This window comes from Streptomyces sp. DF42, assembly GCF_058267695.1.
Genome location: NZ_CM177859.1, coordinates 2,499,675 through 2,525,677 on the forward strand (window position 1 = coordinate 2,499,675; position 26,003 = coordinate 2,525,677).

The following is a 26,003-nucleotide window of genomic DNA, read 5'->3' on the forward strand; positions in this document are numbered from 1 at the left end:
GGAGCGGAGCGGACTCAGACGCGGAAGGGGAAGCCGTACGTGTGCACCGCGACGTTCTCGCGGTCCTCGGTGTCGCCCGCGGCCACGGCGGCGCGGCCGTGCTCCTCGTAGCGGCGGACCAGGTCGTTCATCTCCTTGGCCAGCTCGGCCAGTTCGTCCGGGGTGAGCCGCAGCAGCCACTCGGAGGAGTCGGACGCCGTCGTCCACGCGTCGCCCCAGTGGGCACGCTCGTCGAGGTGGCGTCGGTACATGTCGGCGCGCTGCTCGAAGAAGAGGCGGCTGGCCGCGGTGTGCGCGGCGGCCTTCTCGGGGGCGTCCCGGAAGTCCTCGTCGTGGACGCTCACGCCGTCCGAGGCGGGCTGCCACCATCGCTCCCGCCCGTCGCCGCCGCGCGCGTCGGCCTCCTCGATGAGCCCGTGCACGGCCAGCTTGCGCAGGTGGTAGCTGACGAGCGATACGGCCTCGTCGACCTGCTCGGCGAGCTGTGAGGCGGTCGCCGCCCGCGCGATGATCAGCAGTCGGTACAGCTGCGCCCGCAGGGGGTGCGCGAGGGCCTTGAGCGTGCCCACGTCCGTGATCCGGCGGTCTCTCTCCCTCTCAGGCATGCCGTCCACGCTAGAAACGAAAGAAAAGTTGCGCAATCTATTTTGCGCAACTTCTCTTTCGTTTCTGCCGGAGTGCCATCTCGGAAGGTGCTGTCTTTCGAAGGCGGTCTCCGAGGCCGGTGTCAGCGGACGGGGTGCCCCGCGTCCTTCAGCTCCTGCTTCACTTCCCCGATCCGCAGATCACCGAAGTGGAACACCGACGCCGCCAGCACCGCGTCCGCGCCCGCCGCGACGGCCGGCGGGAAGTGCGCGAGCTTGCCGGCACCTCCCGAGGCGATCACCGGGACGGTCACGTGCCTGCGGACCGCCGCGATCATCTCCAGGTCGTAGCCGTCCTTCGTACCGTCCGCGTCCATGGAGTTGAGCAGGATCTCTCCCGCGCCCAACTCCGCGGCCCGGTGGGCCCACTCGACGGCGTCGATGCCGGTGCCCTTGCGGCCGCCGTGGGTGGTGACCTCGAAGGACCCGCTCTCGGTCCTGCGCGCGTCCACCGACAGGACCAGCACCTGCCGCCCGAAGCGCTCCGCGATCTCGCGGATCAGGTCCGGACGGGCGATCGCGGCGGTGTTGACGCCGACCTTGTCGGCGCCCGCCCGCAGCAGCCTGTCGACGTCCTCGGCCGTGCGCACACCGCCGCCGACGGTCAGCGGGATGAACACCTGCTCGGCGGTGCGGCGCACCACGTCGTACGTCGTCTCGCGGTTGCCCGACGAGGCGGTGATGTCCAGGAACGTCAGCTCGTCGGCGCCCTCGGTGTCGTACACCTTGGCCATCTCGACGGGGTCGCCCGCGTCGCGCAGGTTCTGGAAGTTGACGCCCTTGACGACCCGGCCGTTGTCCACGTCCAGGCAGGGGATGACTCGCACCGCCAGGGTCATGCGGAACCCCCTCGGAACGCCTCCACCTCGACCTCGACGACCAGGCTGGGATCCACGAAACCGGAGACGATGATCATCGATGCGGCGGGCCGGACGGTGTCGAACAGCTCCTTGTGAGCACGCCCGACCTCCTCCACGTCCCGGGCGTGCGTGATGTACATGCGCGTGCGCACCACGTCGTCACGGCCGAGGCCCACCTGCCCGAGCGCCGTCAGCGCGACGTTGAAGGCGTTGACCGCCTGCTCGTACGGGCCGCCTCCGGCGATCTCGCCATCCACTATGGACGTGCAGCCGGAGACCAGCACCAGGCCGTTCGGCAGCTCGACCGCGCGGGAGTAGCCGAAGGCGTCCTCCCAGGGAGCGCCCGTCCTCACCCGTCGTACATCACTCACTGGGCCACCGCCTCCAAGGCCTCTTCCAGGGTGAACGCCTTCGCGTACAGGGCCTTCCCGACGATGGAGCCCTCGACACCGAGGGGTACCAGCTCGGCGATCGCGCGGAGGTCGTCGAGGGACGACACGCCGCCGGACGCCACGACCGGGCGGTCGGTCGCCGCGCAGACGCTCTTCAGCAGCTCCAGGTTGGGGCCCTGGAGGGTGCCGTCCTTGGCGATGTCCGTGACGACGTACCGCGCGCAGCCCTCCTTGTTGAGGCGCTCCAGCGTCTCGAAGAGGTCGCCGCCGTCGCGGGTCCAGCCGCGGCCACGGAGCGTGGTGCCCCGTACGTCGAGACCGACGGCGATCTTGTCGCCGTGCTCGGCGATGACCTTGGCGACCCAGTCCGGGGTCTCCAGGGCGGCGGTGCCGAGGTTCACCCGGGTGCAGCCGGTGGCGAGGGCCGCGGCGAGGGTGTCGTCGTCGCGGATGCCGCCGGACAGCTCCACCTTGATGTCCATCGCCTTCGCGACCTCGGCGATCAGCGCACGGTTGTCACCCGTGCCGAACGCGGCGTCCAGGTCGACCAGGTGCAGCCACTCGGCGCCCGACCGCTGCCAGGCGAGGGCCGCCTCCAGGGGGGAGCCGTACGAGGTCTCCGTGCCGGACTCGCCGTGCACGAGGCGGACGGCCTGGCCGTCGCGGACGTCGACGGCGGGGAGGAGTTCGAGCTTGGCCATGGTCTACAGGGTTCCGATCCAGTTGGTGAGCAGCTGCGCTCCGGCGTCGCCGGACTTCTCGGGGTGGAACTGGGTGGCCCACAGGGCGCCGTTCTCGACGGCGGCCACGAACGGCTTGCCGTGCGTCGCCCAGGTCACCCTGGGGGCGCGCATCGCCGGGTTGAGCACTTCGAGGGACCAGTCGTGAACGGCGTAGGAGTGCACGAAGTAGAAGCGCGCGTCCGCGTCCAGGCCGGCGAACAGCTCGGAGTCGGCCGGTGCCTCGACGGTGTTCCAGCCCATGTGGGGCACGATCTCGGCCTGCAGCGGCTCGACCGAGCCGGGCCACTCGTCGAGGCCCTCGGTCTCCACGCCGTGCTCGATGCCGCGCGCGAACAGGATCTGCATGCCGACGCAGATGCCCATGACCGGACGGCCGCCCGACAGCCGGCGGTCGACGATCCAGTCGCCGCGCGCCTCCTTCAGGCCCTGCATACAGGCGGCGAAGGCGCCGACGCCCGGCACGAGCAGGCCGTCGGCGTTCATGGCCGTGTCGAAGTCACGCGTGATCTCGACGTCGGCTCCGGTACGGGCGAGGGCACGCTCGGCGGAGCGGACGTTCCCGAAGCCGTAGTCGAAGACCACGACCTTCCTGGGGCTGCTCAATTCCACACCTCCAGCCTCAGCACGCCCGCGAGCAGGCACATCCCGGCGCTGATGGAGAGCAGCACGATGAGGCTCTTCGGCATCTGCTGCTTGGCGAAGGAGATGATGCCGCCGACCAGGAAGAGGCCGACGACGATCAGGATGGTCGACAGTCCGTTCATGGCTTTACAGCGCGCCCTTCGTGGACGGGAGGATGCCGGCCGCGCGCGGGTCGCGCTCGGAGGCGTAGCGCAGGGCCCGCGCGAGCGCCTTGAACTGGCACTCGACGATGTGGTGCGCGTTGCGCCCGTACGGCACGTGCACGTGCAGCGCGATCTGGGCCTGGGCGACGAAGGACTCCAGGATGTGCCGGGTCATCGTCGTGTCGTACTCGCCGATCATCGGCGCCATCTTCTCGGGCTCGGTGTGCACGAGGTACGGGCGGCCGCTCAGGTCCACCGTGACCTGGGCGAGGGACTCGTCCAGCGGGACCGTGCAGTTGCCGAAGCGGTAGATCCCGACCTTGTCGCCGAGGGCCTGCTTGAAGGCGGCGCCGAGCGCGAGGGCGGTGTCCTCGATGGTGTGGTGCGAGTCGATGTGCAGGTCGCCCTCGGTCTTCACGGTCAGGTCGAACAGACCGTGCCGGCCGAGCTGGTCGAGCATGTGGTCGTAGAAGCCGACGCCTGTCGACACGTCGACCTTGCCGCTGCCGTCGAGATCGATCTCGACGAGCACCGACGTCTCCTTCGTCGCCCGTTCCACACGTCCAACGCGGCTCATGCGCTCTGCTCCTTCGGGGGTGTGGGGGTGTCCCCCACAAAGCTCAGTAGTTCACGGACCGCGTCCAGGAACGCGTCGTTCTCTTCGGGGGTACCGGCGGACACCCGCAGCCACCCGGGTACGCCGTTGTCCCGGACCAGGACGCCCCGGTCGAGGATCTGCCGCCAGACCGTGTGGGAGTCCTCGAACCTGCCGAACTGCACGAAGTTCGCGTCGGACTCGACGACTTCGTAACCGGCCGCGCGCAGCTCGCTCACCAGCCGGTCCCGCTCCGCCTTCAGCTGCTCGACGTACTTCAGCAGCGTGTCGGTGTGCTCCAGGGCGGCCAGCGCGGTCGCCTGGGTGACGGCCGACAGGTGGTACGGCAGTCGTACGAGCTGGACGGCGTCGACGACGGCCGGGTGCGCGGCGAGGTAGCCGAGGCGCAGTCCGGCCGCGCCGAAGGCCTTCGACATCGTCCGGGAGACGACGAGATTCGGCCGACCTTCGATGAGTGGCAGCAGCGAGTCGCCGTGGCTGAACTCGATGTACGCCTCGTCCACGATCACCATCGACGGCTTCGCCGCCTGCGCGGCCTCGTACAGCGCGAGGACCGTCTCGCGTGGGACCGCGTTGCCCGTGGGGTTGTTGGGGGTGGTGACGAAGACGACGTCCGGCTTGTTCTCGGCGATCCACCGCTCGGCGGCCGGGAGGTCGATCGTGAAGTCCTCGGTGCGCGGACCCGAGATCCAGCCGGTGCCCGTGCCCCGCGCGATGAGCCCGTGCATCGAGTAGGACGGCTCGAAGCCGATGGCGGTGCGCCCCGGTCCGCCGAAGGTCTGCAGCAGCTGCTGGATGACCTCGTTGGAGCCGTTGGCCGCCCAGACGTTGGCCAGGCCGACCTCGTGACCCGACGTGTCCGTCAGATACCTCGCGAGCTGGGTGCGCAGCTCCACGGCGTCCCGGTCCGGGTAGCGGTTGAGGTCCCGGGCCGCCTCACGGACACGCTCGGCGATGCGTTCGACCAGCGGCTCGGGCAGCCGGTACGGGTTCTCGTTGGTGTTCAGCCGTACGGGGACGTCCAACTGGGGCGCGCCATAAGGGGACTTGCCGCGCAGCTCGTCCCGTACGGGGAGATCGTCGATGCCAGTCACTTGCTCTCGGGTACCTTCCAACCGAACCGTGCCTTGACCGCCGCGCCGTGCGCCGGCAGGTCCTCCGCCTCCGCCAGCGTGACCACGTGATGCGCGACCTCGGCCAGCGCGTCCTTCGTGTAGTCGACGATGTGGATGCCGCGCAGGAAGGACTGGACGGACAGGCCCGAGGAGTGGCAGGCGCAACCACCGGTCGGGAGCACGTGGTTGGAGCCGGCCGCGTAGTCGCCCAGCGAGACCGGCGCCCAGGGGCCGATGAAGATCGCGCCCGCGTTCTTCACCCGGTCGGCCACGGCGGCCGCGTCGGCCGTCTGGATCTCCAGGTGCTCGGCGCCGTAGGCGTCGACCACCCGCAGCCCCTCGTCCACGCCGTCGACGAGCACGATCGCGGACTGCCGGCCGGCCAGGGCCGGGCGGATCCGGTCCTCGATGTGCTTGGTGGCCGCGACCTGCGGCTCCAGCTCCTTCGCGACCGCGTCCGCGAGCGCGACGGAGTCGGTGACCAGGACGGCGGCGGCGAGCGGGTCGTGCTCGGCCTGGCTGATCAGGTCGGAGGCGACGTACACCGGGTCGGCCGTGTCGTCCGCGAGGATCGCGATCTCGGTGGGGCCGGCCTCGGCGTCGATGCCGATCTTGCCGGTGAAGTAGCGCTTGGCGGCGGCGACCCAGATGTTGCCGGGGCCGGTGACCATGTTGGCCGGGGCACACGACTCGGTGCCGTGCGCGAACATCGCGACGGCGGTCGCGCCACCGGCCGCGTACACCTCGTCGACGCCCAGCAGCGCGCACGCGGCGAGGATCGTCGGGTGGGGCAGTCCGCCGAACTCGGCCTGGGCGGGCGAGGCGAGTGCGATCGACGGAACGCCGGCCTCCTGGGCCGGCACGACGTTCATGATCACGGAGGACGGGTAGACGGACCGTCCGCCGGGCGCGTACAGCCCGACCCGCTCGACCGGCACCCACTTCTCGGTGACCGAGCCGCCCGGCACGACCTGGGTGGTGTGGGTGCTGCGGCGCTGCTCGCGGTGGACGAGGCGGGCGCGCCGGATGGACTCCTCCAGGGCCGCGCGCACGGCGGGGTCGAGCTCCTCAAGAGCCTTTTCGAGCGCCGCGGCCGGGACCCGTACGGATTCCAGGCGCACCCCGTCGAACTTCTCGGCGAAGTCGATCAGCGCCGCGTCACCCCGATGATGCACGGCTTCACAGATCGGACGCACCTTCTCCAGGGCGGCCGAGACGTCGAAGTCGGCTCGGGGCAGCAGGTCGCGCAGGGCGGGTCCCTCGGGAAGGGCGTCGCCGCGCAGATCGATGCGGGCCAAGAAGGAATATTGCAGCACGGGCTCAATTCTCTCAGACCCTGCTCGGGCGTCGTTCGCGCGTATCAATGGCTGATACAGAACTCGGCGGAACCCGGAAGATCGCCTTCACGTCTAGCGTTCGAGGCGTCACACAGCGGGCATGAACAGTTGTGCGAAACGTGTGAGCCAGGAGGTTCGAAGAGCAGTGCTGGAAGAGCAGTGACGGAGGGGGCCGGTATCCGCACCGGAGACCTGCCGGAGGATCTGACCGCCGCCGAGGCCGGGATGTGGCAGGCATTCCGCAACGGCAGTGTGTACGACCTCAGCAGCGGAGACACAACGGTCGACGATCCGCACGGCGGCCATCCCTGGGGGCCCGCGCGGACCGTGCGGGCGCGCATCGTGTGCTGGCTGCTGCTCGACGGCCCGCCCGCGCTGGCCGGCCGTGTGTCGGCCCTGAAGCTGCGCGGTGTGCAGATCAGCGACGCCCTGGACCTCGCGGGCGGCACGGTCACGCCGTACGTCGAGATGCGCGACTGCCGCTTCGAGCGGGACGTCCTGCTGCCGGAGGCCCACTTCACGACCCTGCGGCTGGTGGACTGCTCGGTGCCGCGCCTGGAGGCGGCCCGCGTCCACACGGAGGGCGATCTGCACCTCCCGCGCTGCCGTTTCCAGGGCGGCATCCGGCTGACCGACGCGCACATCGGTACGGATCTGATGCTCAACCAGGCGATCGTCTACCGCGACCGCAGCGGCCGCTCGATCGCCGCCGACGGCATGACCGTCGGCCAGGACCTGCAGGCCGAACTGCTGGAGTCGCACGGCGAGCTGAGCCTGCGCAGCGCGAAGGTCGGCGTCTCGCTGAGCCTGCGCGGTGCGCGGCTGGCCAACCCGTACTCCCGGCTCGCGCTGAACGCTCCCCAGCTGACCGTCGGACGCACGCTGTACCTGACCCCGGCGGGCGTCGGCGCCTCGATGCTGAGCGGCGCGACGCCCGCGCGCGGGACGCGGATCCAGCGGTTCGAGTGCCAGGGCGGGGTGCGGCTGGACGACGGGCGGTTCGAGGACGCGGTCGACCTGGAGCGGGCCCGGTTCACCTTCACCGAGGACCAGGAACTGTCGCTGCGCCGGGTGCAGACGCCCGAGCTGCGCTTCCTCGGGGAGCGGCCGCAGCGCGGCAAGGTCGTCCTGTCGGGCGCCCGGGTCGTCAACCTGATCGACCGGGCGAGCGCCTGGCCGGGCCCGGGCAACCTCCACATGGGCGGTTTCCAGTACGAGAACCTCGTACCGCAGGGGCCCTTCCCGCTCGCCGAGCGGCTCGACTGGGTGGCCGCCGCGACCGCCGAGTACAACCCGGAGCCGTACGAGCGACTGGCCTCCGTGCTGCGGTCCGGCGGCGAGGACGAGGACGCCCGCGAGGTGCTCCTCGCCAAGCAGCGCCGACGCCGCGAGAGCCTGCCGATCGCCGCCAAGCTCTGGGGGTACGTGCAGGACTGGACGGTGGCCTACGGGTACCGGCCGGGGCGGGCCGCGGTGTGGATGGCGGTGCTGTGGGCGGCGGGCTCGCTGGCCTTCGCACACGCGAGCCATCCGCCGGTGCAGCCCGGGGGGCACCCCCCGTGGAACCCGGCCCTGTTCGCCCTCGACCTGCTGCTCCCGGTCATCGATTTGGGCCAGGTCGGCGTCTGGCGGCTGCAGGGCGGCTGGCAGTGGCTGGCCGCGGCGATGATCCTGCTGGGCTGGATCCTGGCGACGACGGTGGCGGCGGGGGCCACGAGGATGCTGCGGCGCAACTGACGTACGGCGGAACCCGTGACTCGGTCCTCAACGACCGAACAGTTGTTGAACAGCCGCCCTTTACCTGCACTTGACCGATCCGCGTACAACTTTCCATGAGTTGCCGATAGGCCCTGGCGCGGGGTTGACCTGCGGCCTTTCAATGGTCGACACCATGGCTCTGCTGCACCCGTTCAGTCGCACGGCCCGGACGCCCCGGACCACGCCGCGCCCCGTCACCGGACTCCCCGCCGACGACGAGGTGCTCCTCGACGCGCCCGACGACCACCTCGGCCCCGCGCTGGTCGCGGCCGCGCGCGGCGAGCACGGCGCCGCGGCCGCACTGCTCGCCGCCACGCGCGCCACCGCCGCCTGGGAGAACCGCGACCGGTACACGAGACGGCTCGCGGCCTTCGCGCACTCCCGCCCGCAGTGGCTGGAGAGCTGGTACGCCGACGCCCCGCACGACCCGGACGTGCTGCTGCTCAGAGCCCAGCTCGCGGTGGACCACGCCTGGCGCTCCCCGGCGCGCGCGGAGTTGCTGCGCGAGGTGAGTCCCCTGATCACGGCGGCCGCCCGCGGCGACGACCGCGACCCGGTGCCGTGGCGGCTCGCGCTGGACCACGCGCGCGGCACCGGGGCCGGACCCAAGTACTTCGGTGAACTCTGGGAGGCGGCACTGCCCCGCGCCCCGCACCACTACGGCTGCCATGTGGCGGCCCTGCGCTATCTGGCCGCCTCCTGGCAGGGCTCCCACCTCGAGTGCTTCGACTTCGCCGACCGGGCCGCGCAGGACGCCCCGCCGGACTCCCTCATCCAGGCCCTGCCGTCGCGTGCGGCGCTGGCCTACCTGACCGACGGCGGCGGCGGTGCCGAGGTGCCACGCGAGCGGCTGGACGCGGCGGCCGACCGGGCGATCGCGCTGTCCGCCCGCTTCCCGGTCGCCGACCCGTGGCCGGCCGAGATCCGCAACAAGCTGATGTACGTCCTCGTACGGCTGGACCGCTGGCAGGACGCCCTCGCCGAAGTCCACCGGATCGGCCCCTGTGCCACGTCCTTCCCCTGGGACCGGATGTCGGACGACCCGCTGGCCCTGTTCCTCAGGGTGCGCGGCGACATCCGCGCCCGTGCGGCAGGCCCTCTGACCCCGTCCCGGTATCCACGGAGTGAGCGCGGCGGACGCGCCGGCTCCGGCGACCATTAGGCTTTTGCGCCGTGACCACCGTCCGTCTCCCCCTCTTCCCCCTCAACTCGGTGCTGTTCCCGGGTCTGGTGCTTCCGTTGAACGTGTTCGAGGAGCGCTATCGCGCAATGATGCGCGAACTGCTCAAGGCACCCGAGGACGAACCGCGCCGGTTCGCCGTCGTGGCGATCCGCGACGGCCACGAGGTGGCACCGAGCGCGCCCGGCATGCCTGACCCCACGGCCCTGCCCGACCGGGGGCCCTCGGCGGGCTTCGGTACCGACCCCGCGAAGTCGTTCCACGCGACGGGCTGTGTCGCGGACGCGGCGACGATCCGCGAGCGCGCCGACGGCACCTTCGAGGTCCTGGCGACGGGGACGACCCGGGTGCGTCTGGTGTCCGTGGACGCGTCGGGCCCGTATCTGACGGCGGAGCTGGAAGAACTCCCGGAGGAACCGGGTGACGAGGCGGGCGCGCTGGCCGAGGGCGTGCTGCGCGCGTTCCGCCAGTACCAGAAGCGCCTGGCGGGCGCGCGTGAGCGCTCGCTCTCGACGGGCGCCGACCTCCCGGACGAGCCGTCCGTGGTCTCCTATCTGGTGGCGGCGGCGATGATGCTGGACACGCCCACCAAGCAGCGCCTGCTCCAGGCCCCGGACACCGCGTCCCGGTTGCGCGACGAGCTGAAACTCCTTCGCTCCGAGACGTCGATCATCCGTAGCCTGCCGTCACTGCCGGCGTCGGACCTGACGCGCGGCCGGACGAGCCTCAACTGACCTCACTGCGAAGGCCCAGATGGCGAAGAAGCCGAAGAAACAGCAGCAGCCGGGCGGCACTCCGGCGACGGTGGCCCTGACCTCCGCCGGCGTCACGTACACGGTCCACTCCTACGACCACGACCCCTCCCACCCGTCGTACGGCGAGGAGGCCGCAGAGGCGATGGGCGTCTCACCCGACCGGGTCTTCAAGACCCTGGTGGCGGACGTGGACGGCGCGCTGACGGTCGCGGTGGTCCCGGTGGCGGGCCAGCTGGACCTGAAGGCCCTCGCCTCGGCCGTCGGCGGCAAACGCGCCGCGATGGCGGACCCGTCCCTGGCCGAGCGCACCACGGGCTACGTCCGCGGCGGCATCTCCCCCCTCGGCCAGCGCCGCAGACTCCCCACGGTCCTGGACGCCTCGGCCTCGGCCCACACCACGATCTGCGTCTCGGCGGGCCGCCGCGGCCTCGAGGTCGAACTCTCCCCCGAGGACCTGACCAAGCTGACGGAAGCGGTCCTGGCCCCCATCGGACGCGCCTGACCACTCGACGACTGCCCCGTGCTCGGTCAGTACGAGGGACATGTCGAAGAAAACCCGAAAACGCAAGTGGCGCACCAAGAAGGGCCGCTCCAACCACGGCCACCGCCCGGCACAACCGTGCCTCTCACCGCCGGCCGGATCACTTCAGCCCGTCGGCGTACGAGGCCGCACCCCTCCACACCGGCCCGCGCCCTTTCAGCCCGTCCCGCGGTCGAGGCCGCACCTCTCCGCACCGGCCCGCGCCCTTACAGCCCGTCCGGCGTTTGAGGACGAGGCCGTCAGGCCGATCGGGGTCCAGGGGGCGGAGCCCCCGGCGGGGTCGAAGGGGCGGAGCCCCTGGGGACGGGACGGGAAGGGCGGCGGGGGCGAAAACAGACCGCCGCGACCACAACGGCACCGGCCCGCCCCACGCCGGAGCCCCACTCCCTACGCCATCGGCGCCCCGTAAGGATCTTCGGGAACACCCCCGTGTTCCCGATACGGCTCCGGATCCCGGGGCCCGAACAACGCCATCAACCCGAGGTGCACCACCAGCGCGGCCAACGACCACGCCAACAACGCCCCCTTGGCCCCAAGCTTCAGCGGCGCAGAGAACCTGACCCCCTCGCCCACAGCCTTCGCATGGGCGATCACATCCTGCGCGGGCCCGAGCCACACCCCGATCTTCCAGGCCAGCAGGGACCCGAGCAGCCCCCCGGCCCCCAGCGCCACGACCAACGGCACTCCCCCACGCCGCCGCCACAGAAAGACCGCGAGCGCGCTCACCGCGCCGAAGGCCACCGCAAGCAGAGTGAACGTTCCGTCCACTCCGATCGCCTGCTCCCCCTCGCTGTCCGCCAGATAGACGATCCACCTCTTGTCGACCACGTTCCCGACCAGCGGCACATGCGGGGCCAGCCACCACCACAGCACCCCGAGCAGCACACCGGCGAGCGCCACCACCACCGTGATCACGGCGGCCTCCCGCACTTCGGTCTTCATCCCGGGCCCGTCCTGTCCGTACGTACCGTCCCAGGATGCCTCATGCGGTGCGGGAGCCACATGTCCGGCAGCCGGCGGCTGCCACGCGTTCTGCGAGGACGGTTCATGCGGCGGCGGAGGCGGAGTCAACGGTGCGGTCACCCTGCCATCGTGCCAGGCCCGCCTGTGCGGCGCGTCACCGGACGGCAGCCCGCCGGTACGCCCAGGTGGCGACGGCGAGCGAGAGGACACCCACGCCGGCGCACACGGCGAGGTCCCCGGCCACGAAGGCCCAGTCGGGATGCGGCCGGAAGGTCCGCGCGAAGGCCTCGACGCCGTACGTCGACGGCAGCAGATCCCGGGCGAACCGCACGGCCTCCGGCATCCGGTCGGCCGGCAGCACCCCCAGCAGCAGCGCCGCGGACATGCCCAACTGCCCGAGCAGCGTGGCCAGTTCGGGCCGGGGCGCGAGCAGGCCGAGCGCCGCCCCCAGCCCCGCGAGTGCGGCGCCCGCCGGCGGAATCACCGCGACGAGCACCCACAGGTGCGCCATCGGCAACCCGAACAGCGCGCACCCGAACACCGCCGTGACCACGGTCCCCGGCACAGTGAACGACGCGTACGCGCCCGCCGCCCCCAGCACCACGGACGCCGGCGGCACGGGCAGCGTGGCGTAGTGGTCGAGTCCCCCGCTCGCCCGCAGCTGCCCGAAGTACTGAGCCAGCAGGTTCAGCGCGACGAACGCCACCACGAGCACCGACGCCCCGGCCACCACCGACTCGGCCTCGCCCCCGCCGTCCACGACCCCGCGCATCAGGACCATGATCCCGACCGACTGGAAGGTCGCCACGAACAGCAGCGGAATCCGCGCGACCCGCGCGCGCGACAGCTGCGCCCGGTACACGGCGACGAGAGCGGGCCACATCCGCGCCCGCGGCCCGAGCTCGGCCGCGCCGCTGTCGGCCTCCTCCACCGCCAGGGCACTGCCCGGCAGGGCATCGGCGGGTACGACACTCACGTCGCGCTGCTCCCCTTCTCGCTCGGGCCCACTGAGGCGCTGGGCCTCTCCCGTAGGGACCATACGGCCGCGGCGGTCCGCGCACTCACGACCACGTCGCTCATGCCTTCACCAGCCCCTGCTGCGCGGCGCCGCCCAGCGCCAGGTACACGTCCTCGAGGCTGGGCGTGGCCAGCGTGAAGTCGTCGAGCGCGGCGAAGGCGCTGCCGCCGGTGACGGTGGCGACGACCGCCCTCGCCTCCTCGGGGGCGAGCCTGAGCGTCCAGCGGCGCCCGGCCTCGGCGGCCCGCTCCTTGAGCGCGGCGACCTCGGGGACGTGCAGGGGCGCCGTCTCGCGCCACACCAGCTCGACCCGGACCTCCCCGGCGACCTGTTCCTTGAGCCCGGCGGGGGTGTCGCAGGCGATGACCCGGCCCCGGTCGAGGACGGCGACCCGGTCGAGGACGGTCTCGGCCTCGATGACGTTGTGGGTGACGAGCAGCACGGTCGTCCCGCGCTCGGCCCGCCGCCGGTCCACGGCCGCCCACACGGCCCGCCGGGCCACCGGGTCCATCCCGGTGGTGGGCTCGTCGAGCACGAGCAGCGGCCGCTCCCCGACCAGCGCGGCGGCGAGGCACGCGAGCCGCCGCTGCCCCCCGGACAGCTTCTTGAGCGGCCGCCCGGCGATCGCCGTCAGGCCCAGCTCCTCGAGTACGGCGTCCCGCTCGTCCCGCGCCTGCCGCGCCTGAAGGCCACGCAGCCGCCCGGTCGTCTCGGCGGCCAGCGACACGGTCAGCTCGTCGAGCGCGCTGGACTCCTGTCCCAGGTAGGCGAGGATCCGCGCGGCCCGCTCCGGGTGCCGCACGATGTCGTGCCCGAGGATCTCGACCCGCCCGGAGTCGGGCCGCATCAGCCCGGTCAGCTGTCGGACGAGGGTGGATTTGCCGGCCCCGTTCGGGCCGAGGAGACCGAAGATCTCACCCCGGCGGATGTCCAGACGTACGTCGTCCGTGGCCCGTACCTCGGGCGTCCCCGGCACACCCCGCCGCGCCCGCATCGCCGGATAGGTCTTGGTCAGCCCGCGCACCGCGCACACGACATCCCCACCATGCCGAAGTGCCTGTGCCGCGCGCGTACTCACAAAGGACGAGGGTACGGGGTCGACGGCGTCCGGCCGCTCCCGGGTCGCCCCATAACGGCACATCCACCGGTAAGGAACTACTCCCCGGCAGGCGCGTGCTCCGCGGCCGTCCGTACGTCGATCTCCCGCCAGAACCCGGCCCGGATCGCGTACCGGTCGTGCTCGTCGATCTGGTCGTCCTTGTGGGCGAGCAGCCCGAAGCGGGCGGCGTAGCGCAGCAGCTCCCCGTCGACGCGGTGCGGGACCCGCGGGTACATCCCGGACAGCTTCTGCAGATGGCTCTGGTCGCCCAGCCTCTCCATCCACCGCCGCGCGAACACCTGCCCGACCTCGAAGGGATCGCCGCCGACCGTCGTGATGTCCTCCTCCCGGTCGGCCCACCGCTGCTCCGCCGTGGTCAGCTGCGCCAGCGTCGGCATCGAGGCGGCTTCGGGGGCCTCCGCGACGGGCCGGTCGACCCAGCCCTTGTCGGAGGACCAGCGCAGGGTCGCGTTGGCGGGATGCTGGGCGGGCTGCACTCCGGGGGCACGCAGCGCGGCCAGGTCCTTGGGGGTGGGCACTCCCTTGGGCGCGGGGACCCGCTCCTGCGTGCCGTTCTCCGAGGCTTCGGCCGGGGCGTGCTCGACCTCCTCGGCGGTCCGTTCGGGCCGCTGGGCGAGCGAGGAGTCGGGCAGCGGCGCGGAGAGGATCGCGGCGATCTCGGGCCGGGGCACCGGCGACGGCGCGCAGATTCCGCCGAGGTCCTTGGCCCGTACGGCCTTGGTGATCCACGTGCGGTCGAGGACACGCCGCTCGTCCGCCTCCGCGACCAGGTCCTCGGACTGGTTGTAGTCACCGTCGGCCGCCTGAACCGCCCACAGATGTACGGCGACGCCGTGCTCCTTGGCGGCCATCATGCCCGGCAGCAGATCGCCGTCGCCGGTGACGAGGACGATGTCGGAGCAGGCGCGGTTGCGGGCCAGCTCGGTCAGCTCGGCGTGCATGGCGGCGTCGACGCCCTTCTGGGCCCAGCGTCCGTCGCTGCGGGTCAGGGCACCGAGCCGGACGGTGACCCGGGGCATCACGCGCAGCCGGCGGTGCTCGGGCTGCGGGACGCGGTCGGGGGCGCCGTCGAACCAGTAGATGCGCAGCAGCGGCCGCTCGGTGTCGGACTCGGCGCGTTCACGCAGGGCCTGGATGAGGGCGGTGTGATCGACGGTGATGCGGGAGCGTGACGGCTCACCGGCGAGGAGACTGGCGGCGGCCCCCAGCAGATACCCGGCGTCCACCAGGACGATGCAGCGGTCCACGCGTTCCACCCTCTTTCCGGGAGGTTTGCTTCGGGCTTCCTTCGAGTCTGCCCGACTGCGCGGGGGTTAACGGCCCGAACTCGATCTTCGGCGTGGCGTTTCGGCGCGGACCTCGCACCCTCGCGCTCCGACAAGCCCTGTAACAGACGGTAATTATCCGAAATGCGCTCGTTGTCAGCCTATGTGAATCTGGTCCCGGCCCTGGCCCCTAGATCCCCCACAGGAGGCAGAACCATGGCCAAGAACAAGAAGCAGAACCGTAAGCAGCCGCAGTCCGAGCGCGGACAGCAGCAGGCCCAGGAGACCTCGATGGAGGCACAGGCCGAGCAGCGTGCCACGCAGATCACCCCGGGCGACATGCCCCGCAAGGGCCGGCAGAAGAGCTTCGGTCACAACTGACATCTGAATAAAGGGTTGTTGAGACCCAGGCACAAGCCGAGGGGCGCACCCCGTGCAGGGTGCGCCCCTCGCGCATGTCCGTGTGCCCGCCCTCAGCCGGCCAGGCAGGACGGGCCGAGCAGCACCTTGAGGTCGCCGAACAACGCCGGGTCGGGCTTGACCCGGTGGCGGTCGAGGCGCAGGACGGTCGTCCTGGTCGGGCCCTGCAGCTTGATCCGGACCTCGCTGTCGCCCCGGTGGTGGCTGAGGATCTCGCCGAGGCGGCTGACCATCGGCGGGGTGACCCGGGTGGCCGGGATGGTGAGGATCACGGGCGCGTTGGTGCCCGCGTTCGACAGGTCCGGCACCTGGAGTTCCATCGCCACCAGCCGTGGCACGTCCTCGCGCTTGTCGAGGCGGCCCTTGACGAACACGACCGCGTCCTCGACGAGTTGGGTCGACACCAGCTGGTAGGTCGCCGGGAAGAACATGCACTCGATGGAGCCGGCGAGGTCCTCGACCGTGGCGATCGCCCAGGCGTTGCCCTGTTTGGTCATCTTGCGCTGCAGGCCCGAGATGATGCCGCCGATGGTGACGACCGCGCCGTCCGCGTGCTCGCCTCCGGTGAGCTGGGAGATGCCCGCGTCGGCCTTGTCGGACAGCACGTGCTCCAGACCGAAGAGCGGGTGGTCGGAGACGTACAGACCGAGCATCTCCCGCTCCTGGGCGAGCAGATAGGCCTTCTCCCACTCGTCGGTGGTGAACTCCACGTCGAGTCCGAAGCCGGGCTCGCTGCTCTCCTCCTCGCCCATCCCGCCGAAGAGGTCGAACTGGCCCTCGGCCTCCTTGCGCTTGACCGCGACCACGTTGTCGATCATCGGCTCGAAGTGCGCGGTGAGGCCCTTGCGGGTGTGGCCCATGGTGTCGAAGGCGCCCGCCTTGATCAGCGACTCCGTGGTGCGCTTGTTGCAGGCGACCGCCTCCACCTTGTCGAGGTAGTCCGGGAAGGAGGCGTACTTCCCCTTGGCCTTGCGGCTCTTGATGATCGACTCGACCACGTTCGTGCCGACGTTGCGGACGGCCTCCAGGCCGAAGAGGATCACGTCGTCGCCCTGCGCGGCGAAGTTGTGCACCGACTCGTTGACGTTCGGCGGGAGCACCTTGATGCCCATGCGGCGGCACTCGTTGAGGTAGATCGCCGACTTGTCCTTGTCGTCCTTGACGGACGTCAGCAGGGCGGCCATGTACTCGGCCGGGTAGTTGGCCTTGAGGTACGCGGTCCAGTACGAGACCAGGCCGTACGCGGCCGAGTGCGCCTTGTTGAAGGCGTAGCCGGCGAAGGGGACCAGCACGTCCCACAGGGCCTGGATCGCCTCGTCGCTGAAGCCCTTCTTCTGGGCGCCGGCCTGGAAGAGGACGAAGTTCTTGGCCAGTTCGTCGGGCTTCTTCTTGCCCATCACGCGGCGCAGGATGTCGGCCTCGCCGAGCGAGTAGCCGGCGATGATCTGGGCGGCCTTCTGCACCTGCTCCTGGTAGACGATCAGGCCGTAGGTGACCGCGAGGACCTCTTCGAGGGGCTCCTCCAGCTCCTTGTGGATCGGGGTGATCTCCTGGAGCTTGTTCTTGCGCAGCGCGTAGTTCGTGTGCGAGTCCATGCCCATCGGGCCCGGACGGTAGAGCGCCGACACGGCGGAGATGTCTTCGAAGTTGTCGGGCTTCATCAGGCGCAGCAGTGAGCGCATGGGGCCGCCGTCGAACTGGAAGACGCCCAGGGTCTCGCCGCGCTGGAGCAGTTCGAAGGTCGTCGGATCGTCGAGCGGGAGGGCCAGCAGGTCGAGGTCGACGCCCTTGTTGGACTTCACCATCTTGACGGCGTCGTCCATGATCGTCAGGTTGCGCAGGCCGAGGAAGTCCATCTTCAGCAGGCCGAGCGACTCGCACTGGGGGTAGTCCCACTGCGTGATGGTCACGCCGTCCGTGTGGCGCACCCAGACCGGGGCGTGGTCGACGATGGGCTCGCTGGACATGATGACGCCGGCGGCGTGCACGCCCATCTGCCGGACCAGGCCCTCGACGCCCTTGGCGGTGTCGATGACCTTCTTGACGTCCGGCTCGTTCTCGTACATCGCCCGGATCTCGCCGGCCTCGCTGTAGCGCGGGTGCGCGGGGTCGGTGATGCCGCTGAGGTCGATGCCCTTGCCGAGGACGTCGGCGGGCATCGCCTTGGTGAGGCGGTCGCCCATCGCGTACGGGTAGCCCAGCACGCGCGCGGAGTCCTTGATGGCGTTCTTCGCCTTGATCTTGCCGTAGGTGCCGATCATGGCGACCTTGTCGGCGCCGTACTTCTCCGTCACGTACCTGATCACCTCGACGCGCCGACGCTCGTCGAAGTCGATGTCGACGTCGGGCATGGACACGCGCTCGGGGTTGAGGAACCGCTCGAAGATCAGGCCGTGCGGGATCGGGTCGAGGTCGGTGATGCCCATGGCGTACGCGACGATCGAGCCGGCCGCGGAGCCACGGCCGGGGCCGACCGCGATGCCCTGCTTCTTGGCCCACATGATGAAGTCGGCGACCACGAGGAAGTAGCCCGGGAACCCCATCTGGATGATGACGTCCATCTCGTACTCGGCCTGCTTCTGGCGGTCGTCGGGGACGCCGCCGGGGAAGCGGCGCTCCATGCCGCGGCGGACCTCCTCCTGGAACCAGGTGACCTCGGTGAAGCCGTCGGGGATGTCGAACTTCGGCATGAGGTTCTTGGCCTCGAACATCCCGGCGGTGTCGACCTGTTCGGCCACCAGGAGGGTGTTGCGGCAGCCTTCCTGCCAGGCGTCCGAGGAGTCGATGGCGTACATCTCGTCCGTGGACTTCAGGTAGTAGCCGGTGCCGTCGAAGCGGAAGCGGTCCGGGTCGGAGAGGTTCTTGCCGGTCTGGATGCACAGCAGCGCGTCGTGCGCGGTCGCCTCGTGCGCGTACGTGTAGTGCGAGTCGTTGGTGACCAGGGGCGGGATACCGAGCTTCCTGCCGATCGTCAGGAGGCCGTCACGGACCCGGTGCTCGATGTCGATGCCGTGGTCCATCAGTTCCAGGAAGTACCGGTCCTTGCCGAAGATGTCCTGGTAGTCGGCGGCCGCCTTCAGGGCCTCCTCCTCCTGACCGAGGCGCAGCCGGGTCTGCACCTCGCCGGAGGGGCAGCCGGTGGAGGCGATCAGGCCCTCGGACCACTGGGAGATGGTCTCCTTGTCCATACGGGGCCACTTCTGCAGCCAGCCCTCGGCGTACGCGTCCGAGGAAAGCCGGAAGAGGTTGTGCAGGCCCGTCGCGTTCGCCGCCCAGATCGTCTTGTGGGTGTAACCACCGGAACCGGAGACGTCGTCGCGCTTCTGGTGCGGCTGGCCCCACTGGATCTTGCGCTTGTTGCGCCGCGACTCGGGGGCGACATACGCCTCGATCCCGATGATCGGGGTGACTCCGGCCTTCTTCGCGGAGTGGAAGAAATCGTACGCACCATGAAGGTTGCCGTGGTCGGACATGGCGATGTGGGTCATGCCCATCTCGTTGCACGCGTCGAACATGTCCTTCAGCCGCGCGGCACCGTCCAGCAGCGAGTACTGGGTGTGGACGTGCAGGTGCGTGAACGGCGGCTTTGACACGGCGTGGCCTCCAAAAATAAAGCGCTGCGGCGCGAAGCGCCTCGTTGAGGGGTGGTGGTCGGGCGACGGGTGGGCACTCGGCGACAGGCGGGCGGCCAGTCTGGGGGACAGCGTCGAAGTCTATGCCTCGGCACTGACACTCCGGGGGCTCCCCCGCGTACCTTCACTGCGAGGATCGCGGGCACTTCCGCGCACCCTCGCCCGTTGGAAACTACAGAAACGCCGTCGTACACATCCAGGCACCAGGAGGCACCCCGCGATGTCGGTACCCGAGCTCAACGACGAGCAGCGCGGCGAGGAGATCCTCACCGTCTTCGACACCGCCTTCGGCCGGCTCCTGGCCGCCGACCCCGCCGCGTTCCGCGTGAAGTTCCGCAAGATGGCGGCCTCCGCGTTCGCGTTCTACCGGGGCACGGCGTGCCTCTTCTACCACGACCTCACCGCGAATTCGCAGTTCGGGTCGAAGCGGGGCGGACCGTACCTGGACGAGCGCACCTCACGCGTGTGGATCCACGGCGACCTGCACGCGGAGAACTTCGGCACGTACATGGACTCCAACGGCCGCCTGGTCTTCAACGTCAACGACTTCGACGAGGCGTACGTCGGCCCCTTCACCTGGGACCTCAAGCGCTTCTCCGCCTCCATCGCCCTCGTCGGATACGCGAAGGCGCTCGGCGACGACCAGATCACCGAGCTGGTCGAGGTGTACGCGGGCGCGTACCGCGAGCGCATCCACGCCCTGGCGACCGGCGCCAAGAGCGACGAGGTGCCGCCGTTCACCCTGGACACCGCCCAGGGCCCGCTGCTGGACGCCCTGCGCGACGCCCGCTCGCTGACCCGCTTCGAGCTGCTGGACTCGATGACGGAGATCCGCGACTTCGAGCGCCGCTTCGCCCCCGGCGGCGGCTCCATCGAGCTGGACGCGGCGACCCGCTACAAGGTCCTGGCGGCCTTCGACGGCTACCTGGAGACGCTGCCGGACGCCTCGCTCGACCGCCCCGACTCGTACCGCGTGAAGGACGTGGTCGGCCGCCGCGGCATCGGCATCGGATCGGCCGGTCTCCCGTCGTACAACATCCTTCTCGAGGGCCACAGCGACGCCCTGGAGAACGACGTGGTGATCTACATCAAGCAGGCCCAGACCCCGGCAGTCTCCCGACACGTCACCGACCCGGCGATCCGGGACTACTTCCAGCACGAGGGCCACCGCACGGTGATCTCGCAGCGCGCCCTGCAGGCGCACGCCGACCCGTGGCTGGGCTGGACCGAGCTGGACGGCGCCGGGCAGCTGGTCGCCGAGGTCTCGCCGTACGCGGTCGACCTCGACTGGGGCGACATCGACGACCCGGAGGAGATCGCGGCCGTCGTCGCCGACCTCGGCCGGGCCACGGCCACCATGCACGCGGCGGCGGACGACCAGTCCGGCGAGTCCCTCGTGCCCTTCTCCACCGAGCGGGCCATCGACGCGGCGATCGCCGCCGACGAGGACGGCTTCGCGGGTCTGCTGACCGACTTCGCGCACAGCTACGGCACGCGCGCGCGTGCCGACCACCAGATCTTCGTGGACCTGTTCCGCAACGGCCGGATTCCGGGTCTGTGACGGTCGGAGATCTCACAGGGACCTTTTAGGGGTCCTTTAGCAGGGCTCGTGACAGACTCTCCCTCGCCATGGACATATCCGGGACCCGACTCAGAGCGCTTCGCGCGGCGCTGTTCACGTCACTCGTCGTGACGCTCAGCACCGCGTCGCACGTGCTGCTGTCGCAGGTCCCGCTGCCGCTGAACACGGTGGCCGCGGTAGCCGTCACCGTGTTCGTGGTCGCCTACGCACTGGCCGGCCGCGAGCGCGGCTTCGGACCGATCGCCGCCCTGCTGATCCCTCTGGAGCTGGCCGCGGACACGGTCTTCACCACCGGTCAGCACGTCTGTTACGGCCGGGCGGGCGGCCCGGTGGCCGGCGCCCTGCGCTCCGTCGGCTGGGACCTGCTGTGCGGAAGCCGTACACAGGTCGGCACTCCGCTGGCGCGGATGACCCACACCGGCGGCGACCGGCTCGCCGCGCTGCTCGCGCACGCCGACCCGGCCGCCGCCTGGCTGCTGCTCGGCGCGCACATCGGAGTCGGCCTGCTCGCCACCGCCTGGCTGCGCCGCGGTGAGCGGGCCCTGGCCCAGCTGCTGCGGGCGGTCGGCGCGACAGCGTGGACAGCGGTCCGCCCCCTGCAGCTGGCGGTCAGCGCGGTGACCGTGCGGCCGGCCTCGGCGCTACGGCGCATGTGGCGCCGCTGGCTGCCCTCCGCCGTCGTCCGCGACCGGCTTTTCGTGCACTCCCTGGGACGGCGTGGACCGCCGTGCTCGGTCGCCGTGGTCTGAGCGACACCTCCGAGCACGATCACTCCCCCACACGTATCCCGCGTACGACAGGTGCGCGTCCCACATGGAGAACACCAACATGAGCAAGCGGAACAGCCAGAGCTCGAAGACGGCGGCCCGGGAGCGGCTGCGGCAGGAACGCGAGCGTCAGGCCAAGCGGGCCAAGACCAAGCGGCAGATCATCGTGGCCGGCTCGGTCGTGGCCGTGCTGGCGGCGGCCGGCGGCATAGGCTACGCCGTCGTCCAGGCCAACAAGCCCAGCGGCTGGGATGCGGTGAAAAAGGAGAAGCTGGTCAAGCCGGCCAACAGCACGGGGACGGACGGTACGACCGTCGTCATCGGAAAGAGCACAGCCAAGAAGACCCTCGTGATGTACGAGGACCCGCGCTGCCCGGTCTGCGCCCAGTTCGAGCAGACGGTCGGCTCGACGGTCAAGAAGGATCTCGATGCCGGCAAGTTCAAAATTCAGTACGTCGGCGCCACGTTCATCGACACCAATATCCCGGGCGAGGGCTCCAAGAACGCGCTGAGTGCACTGGGCGCGGCCCTGAACGTCAGCCCCGAGGCCTTCCTCGAGTACAAGACCGCTCTCTACTCGACGAAATACCACCCGGATGAGCAGGACGACAAGTTCAAGAGCGACGACTACCTGATCAAGGTGGCGAACACCGTGAGCGCCCTCAAGAACAACACGGCGTTCCAGAATGCCGTGAAGAAGGGGACCTACGACAAGTGGGCCCTCGTGATGGGCGGCAAGTTCAACACGGATGGAAAGAAGTACGGTTTCCAGGGGACCCCGACGCTGCTTATGGACGGCAAGATCGTCACCGGCAGCGACGGCAAGAACCCTCCCATGTCGGTCACCGACTTCAATGCCGCAATACAGAAGGCTCTCAACTCCTAGTTCCGCAGCCCACGGAAATGGGAAGTGTCCCGGGCCGGCTTCAGGCCCGGGACACTTCCCATTCGACTTGCGACTCAAAGGTCAGGCGATTACGCCTCGACCCAGGTGTAGTCGCAGAACGGACGGCGAGCTTGTCACCGTTCGCGACAAAGTGCGCGTGACCTGCCTCGGCCTGGTCCGTCGTGGTGACCGACCCGTCATTCAGAGGCCCTCCCGCCGGTCGTCGGTGCCGGGGGAGCTCCTCGCTACCGCCGTCATGCACGCGGCGGCGGACGACGAGAGCGGCCACTCGCTGGTGCCGTTCTCCACCGAGGACGCCATCGACGCCGCCGTCGCCCGCGTCGAGGACGGCTTCGCCGCGGGGCTGGTGGAGTTCGCCCACTCCTACGGTGCCCGCGCCCGCGCCGACCACCAGATCTTCGTCGGCCTCTTCCGCGTCGTCCGCATTCCGGGGCTCGACCGTCCCGGGCCGTCCGCCCCGGACGACGACGTCGCTTCCCGGCGGTAATCGCGGCGCGGAAATCGCGCTCCCGCCGGGGAACATTTCGGCCAGATGTTTTCCAAAATCCCTGTGGTGGGCTCCATCGGCAGCCGGTTGAATCAGGGTTCGCAAGATGACCTTGGTAAGAAAACGAGGGGTGCACATGGGATTCCACAAGAAGCTGGCGGGGGCACTCGGGGCGACCGCGCTGGCCGTGAGCGGCATCGCGGTGAACGTGGCGACCGCGGGCACGGCGGCTGCCGCAGCCTGCGATCACGTGTCGGCGAGCAACATATCCAACGGGGTTGTCGTGGTCGTGGGCGGCGCGAAGGCGTACAAGGAGCCCGCGTCGGAGTGTACGGCGCTGATGAGCATGGCGCCGGGCCACGACCTGAACGCCTGGTGCTTCACCGTCAACAGCTACGGCAACCAGTGGGTCCGCGTGAACGAGGGTTGGATCTACAGCGGACACCTGGCTCTCAAGTCGGGCACCGTGAAGCACTGCTGACCGGCGTCCGAACCGGCCGGCATCCGGCCGGTTCCGCGATTGCTTGAAACGCCCCCTCGGCATTCCTTCAATGGGTCCGAGGGGGCGCTTTGTTGTGATGGAGGCGGCGCCGAACGGCGAATGCGAACCGTGACGCATTTCACGTTCCGCTTCAAAGGGAGGACCGACGGCGGGGCGGGGCCCGGAAAGGCGGAAGCCGGCAGGGCCGGCTCGGCCGTCGTGACTCCGACACGGAATTTCACGTTCCGCATGAAGAGCGGGCGAACTTTCGGAGTTCGCCCGCTCCTGCGCTTACCGATCAGTAACCTGATCGGTCGTGACCAGTCGATACAGAACGTCAGAGGCATCCCAGGACCTCAACTCCCCCAAGCCCCGCCGCCGTACGGTCGTCAAGGCCGCGGCGGCGACCGCTGTGCTGGCCGGCCCGCTCGCCGCCGCGCTCCCGGCCCGCGCCGCCGCCGAGACCCCTCAGTTCCTGCACGGCGTCGCGTCCGGCGACCCGCTGCCCGACGGCATCCTGCTGTGGACCCGGGTGACGCCCACCGCCGAGGCGACACCCGGCTCGGGGCTCGGCCCGGACACCGAGGTCAGCTGGATCGTCGCCAAGGACAAGGCGCTGACGAACATCGTCGCCAAGGGCTCGATCAACGCCACCGCCGCCTCCGACCACACCGTCAAGGCGGACATACGGGGCCTGCAGCCGGCCACCGACTACTGGTTCCGCTTCTCGGCGGGCGGTACGGACTCCCCGGCGGCGCGCACCCGCACCGCGCCCGCGGCGGACGCTGCCGTGTCCGGCCTGCGCTTCGGCGTGGTCTCCTGCGCCAACTGGGAGGGCGGCTACTTCGCCTCGTACCGCCATCTCGCGGCCCGTGGCGACCTGGACGCCTGGCTGCACCTCGGCGACTACATCTACGAGTACAAGTCCGGCGAGTACGCGGCCCGCGGCACGGTCGTCCGCCCGCACGCCCCGGCCCACGAGATCATCACGCTCGCCGACTACCGCACCCGGCACGGCGAGTACAAGACCGACCCGGATCTGCAGGCCCTGCACCACAAGGCGCCGGTCGTCGCGATCTGGGACGACCACGAGTTCGCCGACAACGCCTGGTCCGGCGGCGCGGTCAACCACACCGAGGGCGCCGAGGGCACCTGGACGGACCGCAAGGCGGCAGCCAAACAGGCCTACTTCGAGTGGATGCCGGTCCGCCCGGCGATCGCGGGCACCACCTACCGCCGGCTGCGCTTCGGCAAGCTCGCCGACCTGTCCCTGCTGGACCTGCGCTCCTTCCGCTCCCAGCAGGCGTCCACGGCGAGCGGTTCGGTCGACGACCCGGACCGTACGATCACCGGGCGCGCCCAACTCGACTGGCTGAAGGCCGGGTTGAAGGCCTCCGACACCACCTGGCGGCTGGTCGGCAACTCGGTGATGATCTCGCCGTTCGCCGTCGGCTCCCTCTCCGCCGACCTGCTCAAGCCGCTGGCGAAGCTGCTCGGGCTGCCGCAGGAGGGCCTCGCCCTCAACACCGACCAGTGGGACGGTTACACGGACGACCGCCGTGAGCTGCTGGCCCACCTGCGCTCCAACGCGATCCGCAACACCGTCTTCCTGACCGGCGACATCCACATGGCCTGGGCCAACGACGTGCCCGTGGACGCCGGTACCTACCCGCTGTCGGCCTCCGCCGCCACGGAGTTCGTGGTCACCTCGGTGACGTCCGACAACCTCGACGACATCGTGAAGGTCCCCGAGGGCACGGTCTCCGCGATCGCCTCGCCGATCATCCGCGCCGCCAACCGGCACGTCCACTGGGTCGACACCGACCGCCACGGCTACGGCGTCCTCGACATCACCGCCGACCGGGCGCAGATGGACTACTACGTCCTGTCCGACCGCACGAAGGCCGACGCGACCTCGACATGGGTGCGTTCGTACCGCACACGCACCGGCACGCAGAAGGTCGAGCGGACCTACGACCCGGTCTAGAGCGTTTCGAGGAAGCCGAGTGCCACCCGCCAGGTGGCCTCGGCGGCCTCCCCGTCGTAGTCCGGCAGCTCTGGGTCGGTGTAGAGGTGGCCGGCCCCCGCGTATCTGTACACCTCGACGTCGGCGCCCGCCCTGCCCATCTGCAGATACCAGGCGGTCAGCCAGTCGTCCGTCTCGAACGGGTCCGGCTCGGCGACATGCAGCTGGACCGGCAGGTCGTCCACCGAGGCGTTCGACGCGATGTCCGAGGTGCCGTGCAGGAGCAGCAGCCCGCGGGCCTTCTCGTCGCCGAGCGCGAGAGTCTGCGCGATGGAGGCACCGAGCGAGAACCCGGCGTACACAAGGCCCCGCTCCGAGTACGGCGCGGCGGCCAGGACGGCTCTCCTGAGCAGTTCGTCCTTGCCGATCTCGTCCTTGAAGGCCATGCCCTCCTCGACCGTCTCGAACGTCCGCCCGTCGAAGAGGTCCGGCGTCCAGACCTCGTGCCCGGCGCCGCGCAGCCGGTCAGCGGCCTCGCGCACCGCGGGCCTGAGGCCGTAGGTCGAGTGAAAGAGCATGATGTTCATGAGGCCATGGTGCCAGCCGGTACTGACAACGCGGTTCGGCGGCCATACCCATTGCACGCCCGAAGTCACATGTTCATTGCCC

The 26,003-nt window shown here is 70.3% G+C and carries 25 protein-coding genes and 1 pseudogene; 11 read left to right on the forward strand and 15 right to left on the reverse strand.

Features of this window, described 5'->3' with window-relative positions:
* Positions 1-14 precede the first annotated feature (14 nt).
* The 9 genes from ACYUED_RS11440 to hisD form a co-directional block, all read right to left on the reverse strand.
* A complete protein-coding gene (locus ACYUED_RS11440) occupies positions 15-605 on the reverse strand; it encodes an ArsR/SmtB family transcription factor (RefSeq protein WP_491292172.1) in 591 nt (196 codons plus the stop codon).
* Between the two features lie 122 nt (positions 606-727).
* Positions 728-1,483 carry an imidazole glycerol phosphate synthase subunit HisF gene (gene hisF, locus ACYUED_RS11445; protein WP_491292173.1) on the reverse strand — a complete coding sequence of 252 codons (756 nt, stop codon included), beginning with the start codon at positions 1,481-1,483 and terminating at the stop codon, positions 728-730.
* Complete coding sequence (locus tag ACYUED_RS11450; protein WP_491292174.1) at positions 1,480-1,875, reverse strand: RidA family protein; 396 nt, start codon at positions 1,873-1,875, stop codon at positions 1,480-1,482. The genes hisF and ACYUED_RS11450 overlap by 4 nt, the downstream gene beginning before the upstream one ends.
* Entirely contained in the window at positions 1,872-2,597 is a 726-nt protein-coding gene (gene priA, locus ACYUED_RS11455) for a bifunctional 1-(5-phosphoribosyl)-5-((5-phosphoribosylamino)methylideneamino)imidazole-4-carboxamide isomerase/phosphoribosylanthranilate isomerase PriA (RefSeq protein ID WP_266679150.1), read from the reverse strand. The genes ACYUED_RS11450 and priA overlap by 4 nt, the downstream gene beginning before the upstream one ends.
* A gap of 3 nt (positions 2,598-2,600) precedes the next feature.
* On the reverse strand, positions 2,601-3,248 hold the full coding sequence (gene hisH, locus ACYUED_RS11460) for an imidazole glycerol phosphate synthase subunit HisH (protein ID WP_491292175.1): 648 nt from the start codon (positions 3,246-3,248) through the stop codon (positions 2,601-2,603).
* Positions 3,239-3,403: a hypothetical protein gene (locus ACYUED_RS11465; RefSeq protein ID WP_266512623.1), complete on the reverse strand. Its 165-nt coding sequence runs from the start codon at positions 3,401-3,403 to the stop codon at positions 3,239-3,241. Before ACYUED_RS11465 ends, hisH begins: the two co-directional genes overlap by 10 nt.
* A gap of 4 nt (positions 3,404-3,407) precedes the next feature.
* Complete coding sequence (gene hisB, locus ACYUED_RS11470; protein ID WP_491292176.1) at positions 3,408-4,001, reverse strand: imidazoleglycerol-phosphate dehydratase HisB; 594 nt, start codon at positions 3,999-4,001, stop codon at positions 3,408-3,410.
* Entirely contained in the window at positions 3,998-5,134 is a 1,137-nt protein-coding gene (locus tag ACYUED_RS11475; RefSeq protein WP_491292177.1) for a histidinol-phosphate transaminase, read from the reverse strand. The genes hisB and ACYUED_RS11475 overlap by 4 nt, the downstream gene beginning before the upstream one ends.
* Positions 5,131-6,471: a histidinol dehydrogenase gene (gene hisD, locus ACYUED_RS11480; protein ID WP_491292178.1), complete on the reverse strand. Its 1,341-nt coding sequence runs from the start codon at positions 6,469-6,471 to the stop codon at positions 5,131-5,133. The genes ACYUED_RS11475 and hisD overlap by 4 nt, the downstream gene beginning before the upstream one ends.
* Before the next feature lie 180 nt (positions 6,472-6,651).
* Between hisD and ACYUED_RS11485 the strand changes: the two genes are divergently transcribed.
* From ACYUED_RS11485 to ybaK, 4 genes are all read left to right on the forward strand, one after another.
* Positions 6,652-8,229, forward strand: coding sequence for an oxidoreductase (locus ACYUED_RS11485; protein ID WP_491292179.1), 1,578 nt, complete (start codon positions 6,652-6,654; stop codon positions 8,227-8,229).
* A gap of 142 nt (positions 8,230-8,371) precedes the next feature.
* A complete protein-coding gene (locus ACYUED_RS11490) occupies positions 8,372-9,412 on the forward strand; it encodes a hypothetical protein (protein ID WP_491292180.1) in 1,041 nt (346 codons plus the stop codon).
* Positions 9,413-9,423: 11 nt separating this feature from the next.
* A complete protein-coding gene (locus ACYUED_RS11495; RefSeq protein WP_491292181.1) occupies positions 9,424-10,164 on the forward strand; it encodes an LON peptidase substrate-binding domain-containing protein in 741 nt (246 codons plus the stop codon).
* A 19-nt stretch (positions 10,165-10,183) separates the two neighbouring features.
* Positions 10,184-10,687, forward strand: a complete 504-nt coding sequence (gene ybaK / locus ACYUED_RS11500) for a Cys-tRNA(Pro) deacylase (protein WP_491292182.1) — start codon at positions 10,184-10,186, stop codon at positions 10,685-10,687.
* Between the two features lie 426 nt (positions 10,688-11,113).
* Here ybaK and ACYUED_RS11505 read toward each other — a convergent pair whose 3' ends face one another.
* The 4 genes from ACYUED_RS11505 to ACYUED_RS11520 form a co-directional block, all read right to left on the reverse strand.
* On the reverse strand, positions 11,114-11,809 hold the full coding sequence (locus ACYUED_RS11505; protein ID WP_491292183.1) for an AAA family ATPase: 696 nt from the start codon (positions 11,807-11,809) through the stop codon (positions 11,114-11,116).
* A 34-nt stretch (positions 11,810-11,843) separates the two neighbouring features.
* On the reverse strand, positions 11,844-12,665 hold the full coding sequence (locus ACYUED_RS11510) for an ABC transporter permease (RefSeq protein ID WP_491292184.1): 822 nt from the start codon (positions 12,663-12,665) through the stop codon (positions 11,844-11,846).
* Between the two features lie 100 nt (positions 12,666-12,765).
* The gene (locus ACYUED_RS11515; RefSeq protein WP_491294213.1) at positions 12,766-13,740 is read right to left on the reverse strand and encodes an ABC transporter ATP-binding protein; all 975 of its coding nucleotides are present in this window, start codon (positions 13,738-13,740) and stop codon (positions 12,766-12,768) included.
* Positions 13,741-13,862: 122 nt separating this feature from the next.
* The gene (locus ACYUED_RS11520; protein ID WP_491292185.1) at positions 13,863-15,074 is read right to left on the reverse strand and encodes an NYN domain-containing protein; all 1,212 of its coding nucleotides are present in this window, start codon (positions 15,072-15,074) and stop codon (positions 13,863-13,865) included.
* A gap of 234 nt (positions 15,075-15,308) precedes the next feature.
* Here ACYUED_RS11520 and ACYUED_RS11525 point away from each other — a divergent pair, with 234 nt between their 5' ends.
* Positions 15,309-15,473: a hypothetical protein gene (locus tag ACYUED_RS11525; protein WP_266512647.1), complete on the forward strand. Its 165-nt coding sequence runs from the start codon at positions 15,309-15,311 to the stop codon at positions 15,471-15,473.
* A 92-nt stretch (positions 15,474-15,565) separates the two neighbouring features.
* Here the strand turns inward: ACYUED_RS11525 and dnaE are convergent, their stop codons facing one another.
* The gene (gene dnaE, locus ACYUED_RS11530; RefSeq protein ID WP_491292186.1) at positions 15,566-19,105 is read right to left on the reverse strand and encodes a DNA polymerase III subunit alpha; all 3,540 of its coding nucleotides are present in this window, start codon (positions 19,103-19,105) and stop codon (positions 15,566-15,568) included.
* A gap of 259 nt (positions 19,106-19,364) precedes the next feature.
* On the opposite strand from dnaE, the gene ACYUED_RS11535 reads away from it, so the two are divergent.
* The 6 genes and pseudogenes from ACYUED_RS11535 (at position 19,365) to ACYUED_RS11560 (ending at position 25,355) form a co-directional block, all read left to right on the forward strand.
* On the forward strand, positions 19,365-20,705 hold the full coding sequence (locus tag ACYUED_RS11535; protein ID WP_266679182.1) for a DUF2252 domain-containing protein: 1,341 nt from the start codon (positions 19,365-19,367) through the stop codon (positions 20,703-20,705).
* Between the two features lie 68 nt (positions 20,706-20,773).
* The gene (locus tag ACYUED_RS11540) at positions 20,774-21,475 is read left to right on the forward strand and encodes a hypothetical protein (protein ID WP_491292187.1); all 702 of its coding nucleotides are present in this window, start codon (positions 20,774-20,776) and stop codon (positions 21,473-21,475) included.
* Between the two features lie 79 nt (positions 21,476-21,554).
* A complete protein-coding gene (locus tag ACYUED_RS11545; protein ID WP_491292188.1) occupies positions 21,555-22,379 on the forward strand; it encodes a thioredoxin domain-containing protein in 825 nt (274 codons plus the stop codon).
* Between the two features lie 244 nt (positions 22,380-22,623).
* Positions 22,624-22,887, forward strand: a pseudogene (locus ACYUED_RS11550) (hypothetical protein); the annotation flags it as partial.
* A 136-nt stretch (positions 22,888-23,023) separates the two neighbouring features.
* Complete coding sequence (locus ACYUED_RS11555; RefSeq protein ID WP_491292189.1) at positions 23,024-23,368, forward strand: hypothetical protein; 345 nt, start codon at positions 23,024-23,026, stop codon at positions 23,366-23,368.
* Positions 23,369-23,684: 316 nt separating this feature from the next.
* On the forward strand, positions 23,685-25,355 hold the full coding sequence (locus ACYUED_RS11560) for an alkaline phosphatase D family protein (RefSeq protein ID WP_491292190.1): 1,671 nt from the start codon (positions 23,685-23,687) through the stop codon (positions 25,353-25,355).
* Here ACYUED_RS11560 and ACYUED_RS11565 read toward each other — a convergent pair.
* On the reverse strand, positions 25,352-25,921 hold the full coding sequence (locus tag ACYUED_RS11565) for a dienelactone hydrolase family protein (RefSeq protein ID WP_491292192.1): 570 nt from the start codon (positions 25,919-25,921) through the stop codon (positions 25,352-25,354). The genes ACYUED_RS11560 and ACYUED_RS11565 overlap by 4 nt on opposite strands.
* Between the last annotated feature and the right edge of the window lie 82 nt (positions 25,922-26,003).

Excerpts from the sequence above, each read along its gene's own strand:
- ACYUED_RS11440 (WP_491292172.1), bottom strand. The coding sequence starts at position 605 with ATGCCTGAGAGGGAGAGAGACCGCCGGATCACGGACGTGGGCACGCTC.
- hisF (WP_491292173.1), bottom strand. The coding sequence starts at position 1,483 with ATGACCCTGGCGGTGCGAGTCATCCCCTGCCTGGACGTGGACAACGGC.
- priA (WP_266679150.1), bottom strand. The coding sequence starts at position 2,597 with ATGGCCAAGCTCGAACTCCTCCCCGCCGTCGACGTCCGCGACGGCCAG.
- ACYUED_RS11465 (WP_266512623.1), bottom strand. The coding sequence starts at position 3,403 with ATGAACGGACTGTCGACCATCCTGATCGTCGTCGGCCTCTTCCTGGTC.
- hisB (WP_491292176.1), bottom strand. The coding sequence starts at position 4,001 with ATGAGCCGCGTTGGACGTGTGGAACGGGCGACGAAGGAGACGTCGGTG.
- ACYUED_RS11490 (WP_491292180.1), top strand. The coding sequence starts at position 8,372 with ATGGTCGACACCATGGCTCTGCTGCACCCGTTCAGTCGCACGGCCCGG.
- ybaK (WP_491292182.1), top strand. The coding sequence starts at position 10,184 with ATGGCGAAGAAGCCGAAGAAACAGCAGCAGCCGGGCGGCACTCCGGCG.
- ACYUED_RS11525 (WP_266512647.1), top strand. The coding sequence starts at position 15,309 with ATGGCCAAGAACAAGAAGCAGAACCGTAAGCAGCCGCAGTCCGAGCGC.
- ACYUED_RS11535 (WP_266679182.1), top strand. The coding sequence starts at position 19,365 with ATGTCGGTACCCGAGCTCAACGACGAGCAGCGCGGCGAGGAGATCCTC.
- ACYUED_RS11540 (WP_491292187.1), top strand. The coding sequence starts at position 20,774 with ATGGACATATCCGGGACCCGACTCAGAGCGCTTCGCGCGGCGCTGTTC.
- ACYUED_RS11545 (WP_491292188.1), top strand. The coding sequence starts at position 21,555 with ATGAGCAAGCGGAACAGCCAGAGCTCGAAGACGGCGGCCCGGGAGCGG.
- ACYUED_RS11555 (WP_491292189.1), top strand. The coding sequence starts at position 23,024 with ATGGGATTCCACAAGAAGCTGGCGGGGGCACTCGGGGCGACCGCGCTG.
- ACYUED_RS11565 (WP_491292192.1), bottom strand. The coding sequence starts at position 25,921 with ATGAACATCATGCTCTTTCACTCGACCTACGGCCTCAGGCCCGCGGTG.